The organism is Streptomyces pseudogriseolus (assembly GCA_002154585.1).
Lineage (GTDB): Bacteria > Actinomycetota > Actinomycetes > Streptomycetales > Streptomycetaceae > Streptomyces > Streptomyces pseudogriseolus.
In genome coordinates, this window is the sequence record MUNG01000441.1 from 242 (window position 1) to 453 (window position 212).

Annotated in this window: 1 pseudogene; it reads left to right on the forward strand. The window is 68.9% G+C overall.

The annotated features are described in order from the left end of the window. Nucleotides 1-189: pseudogene (locus CCN29_RS36400) on the forward strand (sugar phosphate isomerase/epimerase family protein); the annotation flags it as partial. Nucleotides 190-212: the final 23 nt, after the last annotated feature.

Sequence of the window (212 nt, forward strand, 5' to 3'; positions counted from 1 at the left end):
GACATGGTGCCGTTCGGCACCGGCGACATCGACTACACGACGTTCTTCTCCCGCGTCGGGCTGAGCAACTACCGCAACCCGATGGTGGAGGACGACAACTCCCCGAGCGCCACCGACCCGGCGCAGTCGCTGCGCGAGGCCAAGATCAGTCACGACAACATGGCGGCCCTGCGCAGGCGCCGCCGCTGACCGTGTGACGACGGACCGGGCGG